10 protein-coding genes are annotated in these 8,800 nt (G+C 71.5%); 6 read left to right on the forward strand and 4 right to left on the reverse strand.

Going from position 1 to position 8,800, the window contains the following annotated elements; genetic code table 11:
- The first annotated feature begins 79 nt into the window (after positions 1-79).
- Positions 80-1,039, forward strand: coding sequence for an NAD-dependent epimerase/dehydratase family protein (locus B7767_RS01015; protein WP_085570409.1), 960 nt, complete (start codon positions 80-82; stop codon positions 1,037-1,039).
- Positions 1,040-1,058: 19 nt separating this feature from the next.
- On the opposite strand, the gene B7767_RS01020 is transcribed toward B7767_RS01015, so the two are convergent.
- On the reverse strand, positions 1,059-1,322 hold the full coding sequence (locus B7767_RS01020; RefSeq protein ID WP_085570410.1) for a GlsB/YeaQ/YmgE family stress response membrane protein: 264 nt from the start codon (positions 1,320-1,322) through the stop codon (positions 1,059-1,061).
- Positions 1,323-1,451: 129 nt separating this feature from the next.
- Positions 1,452-1,892 (reverse strand): SPW repeat protein, encoded by a 441-nt coding sequence (locus B7767_RS01025; RefSeq protein WP_085570411.1) that lies wholly within the window; start codon positions 1,890-1,892, stop codon positions 1,452-1,454.
- Between the two features lie 329 nt (positions 1,893-2,221).
- Here B7767_RS01025 and B7767_RS01030 point away from each other — a divergent pair, with 329 nt between their 5' ends.
- The 4 genes from B7767_RS01030 (at position 2,222) to B7767_RS01045 (ending at position 6,210) form a co-directional block, all read left to right on the forward strand.
- Positions 2,222-3,112, forward strand: a complete 891-nt coding sequence (locus B7767_RS01030; RefSeq protein ID WP_085570412.1) for a glycoside hydrolase family 19 protein — start codon at positions 2,222-2,224, stop codon at positions 3,110-3,112.
- Between the two features lie 110 nt (positions 3,113-3,222).
- Positions 3,223-4,587 carry a PI-PLC domain-containing protein gene (locus B7767_RS01035; protein ID WP_085570413.1) on the forward strand — a complete coding sequence of 455 codons (1,365 nt, stop codon included), beginning with the start codon at positions 3,223-3,225 and terminating at the stop codon, positions 4,585-4,587.
- A 110-nt stretch (positions 4,588-4,697) separates the two neighbouring features.
- Positions 4,698-5,093, forward strand: a complete 396-nt coding sequence (locus tag B7767_RS01040) for a VOC family protein (protein WP_085570414.1) — start codon at positions 4,698-4,700, stop codon at positions 5,091-5,093.
- Between the two features lie 46 nt (positions 5,094-5,139).
- Positions 5,140-6,210 (forward strand): adenosine deaminase, encoded by a 1,071-nt coding sequence (locus B7767_RS01045; protein ID WP_085570415.1) that lies wholly within the window; start codon positions 5,140-5,142, stop codon positions 6,208-6,210.
- On the opposite strand, the gene B7767_RS01050 is transcribed toward B7767_RS01045, so the two are convergent.
- Together B7767_RS01050 and B7767_RS01055 are read right to left on the reverse strand one after the other, a co-directional pair.
- Entirely contained in the window at positions 6,192-6,707 is a 516-nt protein-coding gene (locus tag B7767_RS01050; RefSeq protein ID WP_085570416.1) for a DinB family protein, read from the reverse strand. The genes B7767_RS01045 and B7767_RS01050 overlap by 19 nt on opposite strands.
- Positions 6,708-6,734: 27 nt before the next feature.
- On the reverse strand, positions 6,735-7,619 hold the full coding sequence (locus B7767_RS01055) for a LysR family transcriptional regulator (protein WP_085570417.1): 885 nt from the start codon (positions 7,617-7,619) through the stop codon (positions 6,735-6,737).
- Positions 7,620-7,746: 127 nt separating this feature from the next.
- Here B7767_RS01055 and mgrA point away from each other — a divergent pair, with 127 nt between their 5' ends.
- The gene (gene mgrA / locus B7767_RS01060) at positions 7,747-8,739 is read left to right on the forward strand and encodes an L-glyceraldehyde 3-phosphate reductase (RefSeq protein WP_085570418.1); all 993 of its coding nucleotides are present in this window, start codon (positions 7,747-7,749) and stop codon (positions 8,737-8,739) included.
- Positions 8,740-8,800: the final 61 nt, after the last annotated feature.

Below are 8,800 nucleotides of genomic sequence, written 5' to 3' on the forward strand. Positions count from 1 at the left end.
GCTGTTGTGGCAGTTATAGTCTCTAACAGTTGTGAGGGTGCTTAAGTGATCCCTCTTGTCCGCTGTCGAGGAGGCCGTCATGTCCGATGCCGCCCACGAAACCCGCCCCCTGCACGCCGTCCTGGGATCCGGCCCCGCCGGAACCACCCTCGCCCGGGAGCTCGTCCGCCGCGGTCGCGCCGTACGGCTCGTCGACCGGAAGGGGGACGGACCCGCGATCGAGGGAGTCCGGCGGCATGCCGCCGATGTCGGCACCGCCGACGGCGCCCGCGCGGCCGTCGACGGTGCCGCCGTGGTGTACCACTGCGCCAACGTCGCCTATCACCTGCAGGTCGAGGTGATGCCGGGGATCCAGGAAGCGGTGCTCGCCGCCGTCGAGGAGTCCGGAGCCCGGCTCGTCGTCCTCGACACGATCTACCCGTACGGCCCGACCGGGGGAGCGGTGATGACCGAGGACACCCCCTGGCGGGCGACCAGCCGCAAGGGCCGGATGCGCGCGACGCTCGACGAGCGGTATCTCGCCGCGCACCGGGAGGGCCGCGCCCGGGTGGTCCTCGGCCGCTCCGCCGACTTCGTCGGTCCCGGCGTGCTCAACTCCTCCCTCGGCGGCGCCGTGTTCCCGGGGGCGCTCACCGGGGGCGAGGTGATGGGGGTGGGTGACCTGGACCTGCCGCACAGTTACACCGACATCAGGGACGTGGCGGCCGGCCTGGCCACCCTCGGCGAGCGGCCCGAGGGCGACGGGCGGGTGTGGCACCTGCCCACCGCGCCCGCCGTCAGCACCCGTGAGATCCACGCCATGATCGAGAAGCGGACCGGACGGGCCCTGAACGTGGTCGTCCTGGAGGAGCCGCGCCCCTTCGGTCCGTTCGACGAGGTCTTCATGGCCGAGGTCGCCGAGATGTTCTACCAGTACACCGAGGCGCAGATCGTGGACTCCTCGGCCTTCGAGCGGACCTTCGGCGTGACGCCGACGCCGATCGAGGTCACCGTGGACGACACGGTGGCCTGGTACGAGCAGTGGCTGTCCCGCCGCTGACGCGGACCGCCGGATTCCGTCAGCGGCCGGCCTTCGTGCGGTCCAGCGCGGCCACTCCCAGTGCGGCGAGGCCGATCTGGATCAGCCACTCCACCCAGTCGACGCCCTCGGTGTCGGCCACCCCGAAGGCCGCGGCGACCGCCGAGCCGATCAGTGCGGCGGCGATGCCGACGAGGATCGTCCAGAGGATCCCGATGCGCTGGCGGCCCGGGACCACGAGCCGGCCCAGGACGCCGATGACAATGCCGATGACGATGGCGCTGATGATGCCGTCGATCTCCATCTCGCCCCTCTTTTCCTGACCTCCGCTGCACTGCGTATGCCCCCCGGCCGCCGGGACAGTCCCGCCCGGACGCGAAAACGCCGGTCCGCGGTCGACGCGGGCCGGCGCTCGGCTCCTTTCGCGGTCCTCCTACGACCGGCGGCCGCTCCTGACGGCCGTGGCGGCGCAGGCCGTGCCCAGGATCAGGGTGAGGGCGCCGATGACGATGTTGTTCCAGATGACGCCGGCGTCGGGGTCGGTGCCGACGATCCACGGCGAGATGATCATCCACAGGCCCAGGGCGCACATGGCCCCGCTGAGGCCGTACATGCGCGCCGGGGCCGCGGTGAACCCCAGGGCGAGCAGGCCGATCGCGATGCCCACGATCAGGTTGTGGGGCACGAGCGCGGGCTGGCTCGTCGTGTAGTGGAGTATCCACGGGGACACCGCACAGTAGAGACCGAGCAGGAACACCGGTCCGTCCACGAGGGCCACATCACGACCCCCGAGCATACGGTCGTACCGTGCCCGCATCTCCGGGGCATCGGGGTGGCTCGTGATGTCACCACGCGGGTGCGAGACGTTGGCCATGAGTCGTCTCCTTCGACTAGCAGACCTGACCGCTTCTGGTGCGGTATGCGGTAAAGGCCGCATAAGTTCATTCTGCTCTTATTTCCCCTTTATGTGTAGAGCACGTGAGGGTCGGGCCCGCCCCGGCGCCGACCGGCCGACATGTTCGCGTCACGATGACTGGTCTAAACCCTTGACTGGTACAGACCAAAGCGGTTGAGTGTGCTCCCACACCCCCCACCACGGCCGCCCCCACTGCCGTGACCGGCCCCGCCGGCACGTGCGGGCGAGGTCCCGCTCAGGCATGTCCTCGTCCGGGAGCGGCCGCGTTCCGCGAAGGAGTCGTTCCCTTGTCGAGAAGACGCATCGCCGCCGTGACCGCCGCCCTCGTCCTCGCCGGCGGTGCGCCGGTGCTGCTCCCCGCCGCCTCCGCCTCCGCCGCCTCGTGCTCCAGCTATCCGAACTGGGTGGCCGGAAGGTCGTACAACGCCGGTGACATCGTGCGCTACACCGACGGCCGGGCGTACATCGCCGAGCACGCCAATCCGGGTTACGACCCGGTCATCAGCACCTGGTACTGGGAGCCGTACGCCTGTGACAACGGCCCCGGGACGCCCGTCGGCAACTTCGTCGTGACCGAGGCGCAGTTCAACCAGATGTTCCCGAACCGGAACCCCTTCTACACCTACAGCGGGCTCACCGCCGCGCTGAGTGCCTACCCCGGTTTCGCCAACACCGGCAGTGACACGGTGAAGAAGCAGGAGGCCGCCGCCTTCCTGGCCAACGTCAGTCACGAGACCGGCGGTCTGGTGCACGTGGTGGAGCAGAACACCGCCAACTACCCGCACTACTGCGACTGGGGGCAGCCGTACGGCTGTCCGGCCGGGCAGGCCGCGTACTACGGGCGCGGACCGATCCAGCTGAGCTGGAACTTCAACTACAAGGCGGCGGGCGACGCGCTCGGCATCGACCTCCTGGGCAACCCCTGGCTGGTGCAGAACGACGCGGCCGTGGCCTGGAAGACGGCCCTGTGGTACTGGAACACCCAGTCGGGGCCGGGCACCATGACCCCGCACAACGCCATGGTCAACCAGGCCGGTTTCGGCCAGACGATCCGCAGCATCAACGGCTCCCTCGAGTGCGACGGCCGCAACCCCGCCCAGGTGCAGAGCAGGGTGAGCAAGTACCAGCAGTTCGCCCAGATCCTCGGGACGTCGCCCGGCGGCAATCTGTACTGCTGACGTCCTGACGTCCGGCCGCTCGGCGTGATGTCATGCACCTGACCTAGGACGCTCGGACCGCGGCCCGCGCACCGCACGTGCGCGGGCCCCCCGGACGAAGGACGGCAGTCATGCGCACCCCCCACGTCCTGCTCGCCACGACCGTCACGGCCGCCGCGCTGGCCGCGACGGCCGTGACGCCCGTACCCGCCGCCGCGGCGACCGTGCCGCCCGGCGTCCACTACCTCCAGAGCGCGACGACCGGACTGAACGCCGCCGACGCCGCCGGGGCGGTCGAACAGCACAGACCGCGCGGCGACGAGGGCCGTCAGCGGTGGAACCTGGGAGCCGACGGCACCCTGGAGAACACCGACAGTCCCGGCACCTGCCTCGGCCGCACCGGCGACCGGGCCCGGACCGTCGCCTGTGCGAGCCCGGAGGCACGCTGGGAGATCACCCCCGTGGGCGCGGACCGGTTCACGCTCGCCGTCCCCGGCACCGACCGCCGCCTCACCGTCGCCCCGAAACCCTCCGGCGCGGGCCACCCCGTCCCGCTCGCCGTCGGCACCGGCACGGGTGACCTCGCCACCTGGTACCTGACCCCGGTCGACCCGGTGACCCGTCCCCTGCCGGCGTGGGACCGGCGCACCCTGGACGAGGTCACCTTCCTCACCGCCCACAACGCCTATGCCAACGGTGTCGACGGCGGCTTCGCCCCGCCCTTCGTCGACCTCTTCCCCAACCAGAACCGGGGCATCGAGCGCCAACTCGCCGACGGCGTCCGCGGATTCATGCTGGACATCCACCAGACCCCGGACGGCGCGATCCTCTGCCACAACAGCTGCACCCTGGTCAGCAGGCCCGTCGCCCTGTGGGTGGACCTCCAGCGGATCGTCGACTTCCTGCGCACCCACCCCGACCAGTTCGTCACCGTCTTCCTGGAGGACTACGTCGACCCGGACGTCCTGCGTGCCGAACTCGCCCGCGTCCAGGGGCTGTCGGACGTGCTCTACCGGCCCGACCGCACCGGTGTCCGGGAGAACGGCTGGCCGACCATGGGGGAGCTGACCGCCGCGGGACAGCGGCTGCTGATCTTCACCGACCGCACCCGCGACGCGGACCGGGCCGCCGGAACGACCCGGGACACCTTCGGCGTGATGTACCAGCGGGAGTGGACCGTCGAGAACCACTGGTCCATGGGCCCGGGCCTCGGAGCCTCCGACTGGTCCTGCTACAGCCGCTGGTACGACGCGGGCACCAACATCCCGCTGACCCGTACCGAGCCCGGCTTCCGCCCCCTGTTCGTCATGAACCACTTCCGGGACACCACGATCACCTCCACCGCCGGCACGGACAACTCCAAGCTCGCCGACCGCGCCCGCCGGTTCTGCCGGCCGGCCGCCCGCAAGAAGCCCAACTACCTCGCCGTGGACCGCTACGACCTCGGCGACCCGGCGGCCGCCGTCGCCACCCTGAACACCTACGCGTACCCGTAGCCGCCCCGCCCCGCCGCTCCCGCTCCGGGCCGCCGGTCCCGGAGCGGGACTGGCGCGTTCGGCAGTTTTACGTATAACCTCTCCGGTCAATCCCCCTTCGAGAGGTCACGATGAGACGCATCCCCCTGGTCACCCTCGTCGTCGACGACTACGACGAGGCGATCCGCTTCTACACCGGGGCGCTCGGTTTCCGGCTCGCCGAGGACACGCCCCGGCCGAACGGCGGCCGCTGGGTCGTCGTCGAACCGGACGCCGGGCACGGCGGTACGGGGCTGCTGCTCGCCCGTGCCGAGGGGGAGGCCCAGCGGGCCAGGGTCGGTGACCAGACCGGCGGGCGGGTGGGCTTCTTCCTGCACACCGACGACTTCGCCCGCGACCACGCCCGCATGACCGCCGCCGGCGTGACCTTCCTGGAGGAGCCGCGCCACGAGCCGTACGGCTCGGTCGCCGTCTTCCGGGACCTGTACGGCAACCGCTGGGACCTGCTCCAGCCCGCCGCCCCCTGATCCGCTCCCCTTCTTCGCCGAACGACCCGCTGAGGAACGACCGCACATGTCATCTACGCGCATAGACGCCGAGACCCTCCGCCGCCTCCCCAAGGCGGTGCTGCACGACCACCTCGACGGCGGCCTGCGCCCCGCGACCGTCGTGGAGCTGGCGGAGGCCGTCGGCCACACCCTGCCCACCACCGACCCCGGCGAACTCGCCGCCTGGTACGTCGAAGCCGCGAACTCCGGCGACCTGGTCCGCTACATCGCCACCTTCGAGCACACCCTCGCCGTCATGCAGACCCGCGAGGGCCTGCTGCGCACCGCCGAGGAGTACGTGCTCGACCTGGCCGCCGACGGTGTCGTCTACGGCGAGGTGCGCTACGCCCCCGAGCTGAACACCCGGGGCGGGCTGACGATGAGCGAGGTCGTGGAGACCGTCCAGGAGGGCCTCGCCACCGGCATGGCCAAGGCGGCCGCCGCCGGGACGCCCGTCCGGGTCGGCACCCTGCTCTGCGGCATGCGGATGTTCGACCGGGTCCGCGAGGCCGCCGACCTGGCGGTCGCCTTCCGGGACGCCGGGGTCGTCGGCTTCGACATCGCCGGCGCCGAGGACGGCTTCCCGCCCGCCGACCACCTCGACGCCTTCGCGCACCTGCGCCGCGAGAGCGTGCCCTTCACCATCCACGCCGGTGAGGCCCACGGCCTGCCCAGCATCCACCAGGCGCTCCAGGTGTGCGGCGCCCAGCGCATCGGGCACGGCGTGCGGATCACCGAGGACATCGTGGAGGGCAAGCTCGGCCGTCTCGCCGGCTGGGTCCGCGACCGCCGGATCGCGCTGGAGATGTGCCCCACCTCCAACCTCCAGACCGGCGCCGCGGCCTCGATCGCCGAGCACCCGATCACCGCGCTGAAGGACCTCGGCTTCCGCGTCACCCTCAACACCGACAACCGTCTGGTCTCGGGCACCACCATGACGCGGGAGATGTCCCTGCTGGTCGAGCAGGCCGGCTGGACGGTCGAGGACCTGCGCACGGTCACGGTGAACGCCGTGAAGAGCGCGTTCCTCCCGTTCGACGAGCGGAACGCGCTCATCCGGGACGTCGTCCTGCCCGGTTACGACGCGGCGCTCTGAGTCAGCCCCCGCACGTACGCGGCCTGTCCGACGTGCTGCAGATCGTCGGACAGGACGCTGACCAGCCGTACGCCCAGGGTCACCGGGGGATCCCAGCCCTCGTCGACCACCCGCTCCAGGTCCTTGGCGGCCAGCGCGCGCAGCGCGCCGAGGGTCTGCTCGTGCACCGCGTCGTGGTAGCCGGTCAGCAGACCACCGTCGTCGACCCGTACCTCGGCGACCTGCGCCGAGGTGTGGCCGTACCCCGTGTCGCGGCGGGGCAGGCCGAGGTCCAGGCGCTTCTCCCAGTCCTGGGCGAGCCACACCTGGTCGAGTCCGAAGGCGTCGGCGACGTGGTCGTCCTGGACCCGGGTGAGGTGCCAGACCAGCCAGGCGACGGAGTTCGCGCCGGGGCCGGGCCGGGCGTTGAGCGCGTCGGGGCCGAGGCCCTCGACGGCGGCGTGGACTTCTTCCCGGATGCGGCCGAAGCCGTCGATGAGGATGTCCTTGGCATGCATGCCTCCACCCTCGCGCATCCGCGCCCCTCACGCGCCCCCGTCGTCCAGCAGGGCCATCAGCGCCCGCGCCGCCGGGCTCGTCGCCCGCGGTGACGGCACCAGGGCGACCGTCTCGTACACCGCCTCGCCGGTGTCCTTCAGCGGGAGCGCGGTGAGGGACTCCCGCTTGTGCCGGAAGTGCCGCGGCACGACGGCGACGCCCAGGTTCTCGTCGACCAGGTCGAGCAGGCTGTGCACGTCGTTCACCTCCAGCGCCACCGTGCGCCGTGCGCCCGCGGCGGCGAAGGCGGCGTCGGTGGCGCGGCGCGGACCCCAGTCCGGGTGGAAGTCGACGAAGACCTCGTCGGCCAGGTCGTGCGGGGTCAGCGGTGCCCCCGTCCGGGCGAGCCGGTGGTCCGGGTGGCACAGCACGGTCATCGGCTCACTGGTCAGCGGCACCGACCGCAGCTGCTCCGGGTCCGCCTCCGTCCGGTAGGCGAAGGCCAGGTCCAGCCGCCCCGCCGCGACCTCCTCCGCCAGCGCGGCCGAGCCCCACTGGCGCAGCCGGATCTCCACGTCCGGGTGGAGCCGCCGGAACGTGGCGAGCAGCTCCGCCACGTTCACCCCGGCGATGCACTGCTCCGCGCCCAGCGCGAGGGTGCCGCGCAGCACGCCCTGCACCGCGGCCACCGCCTCGTGCGCCGCCCGCACCTGTGCCAGGATCCGCTCGGCCTCCGCCAGCAGCGCCCGGCCCGCCTCGGTGAGCGTCACCCTGCGGGTCGTCCGCACGAAGAGCGGTGTCTGCAGCTCGCGCTCCAGGGCGCGGATGGACGCGGACAGGCCCGACTGGGAGACCATCAGCCGCTCCGCCGCGCGGGTGAAATGCTGGTCCTCGGCCACGGCGACGAAGTGCTGGAGGTGACGCAGTTCCATGATTGAGAAGCGTATCCGCTGAATTCCATCGGATTCTTCTGTTGGACCACTGCCCGCAGGTCACGACAGAGTGGACGGGCGGTTCGACGGAACCGCCGAGACATGTGCCAACCCCTCTGGAGTCGTGTTGTACACCGCACACCCCGACCGTTACGCGGACATGCCCTACCGGCGCACCGGACGCAGCGGCCTGAAGCTCCCCGCGCTCTCGCTCGGTCTGTGGCACAACTTCGGTCCCGACCGTGCGGCCGGGACCCAGCGCGCCATCCTGCGCCGCGCCTTCGACCTGGGCGTCACCCACTTCGACCTCGCCAACAACTACGGGCCCCCGCCGGGCGCGGCCGAGTCCGCCCTCGGCGAGGCGCTGAAGTCGGACTTCGCGGCCTACCGCGACGAACTGGTGATCTCCACCAAGGCCGGCTACCTGATGTGGCCCGGCCCGTACGGCGAATGGGGCTCGCGCAAGTACCTGCTGTCCTCGCTGGACCAGAGCCTGAGCCGGATGGGCCTGGACCACGTCGACATCTTCTACTCGCACCGCTTCGACCCTCGGACTCCGCTGGAGGAGACGATGGGTGCGCTGCACTCGGCGGTCCAGCAGGGCAAGGCGCTGTACGTCGGTGTGTCCAACTACTCGGCGGAGCAGACCCGCGAGGCCGCCCGCATCCTCGGTGAGCTGGGCACGCCGCTGCTGATCAACCAGCCCCGTTACTCGATGCTCGACCGCCGTCCGGAGGACGAGGGGCTGATGGACGCCCTGGACGAGCTCCAGGTCGGCTCCATCGCCTACTCCCCGCTGGAGCAGGGCCTGCTGACCGCCCGCTACCTCGACGGCATCCCCGAGGACTCCCGGGCCGCGAGCGACAGCCCCTTCCTGAACACCGACGCCGTCACCGGGGAACTGGTGGACCGGCTGCGCGCGCTCAACGAGATCGCCGCCTCGCGCGGCCAGACCCTGGCGCAGATGGCGCTGTCCTGGGTGCTGCGCGGCGGCCGCCTCACCTCCGCCCTGGTCGGCGCGAGCAGCCCGCAGCAGCTCGAGGACAGCGTCGCGGCCACCCGGAACCTCGACTTCGGCGAGGAGGAGCTGGCCCGCATCGACGCGGTCGTGAAGCAGTAGCTCCACCGGTGCGGCCGAGGTCCGGGCGAGCGTCCTGCCGGTGCTCGCCCGGACCTCGGCC

Origin of the sequence: Streptomyces sp. 13-12-16, assembly GCF_002114215.1 — a bacterium.
Lineage (GTDB): Bacteria > Actinomycetota > Actinomycetes > Streptomycetales > Streptomycetaceae > Streptomyces.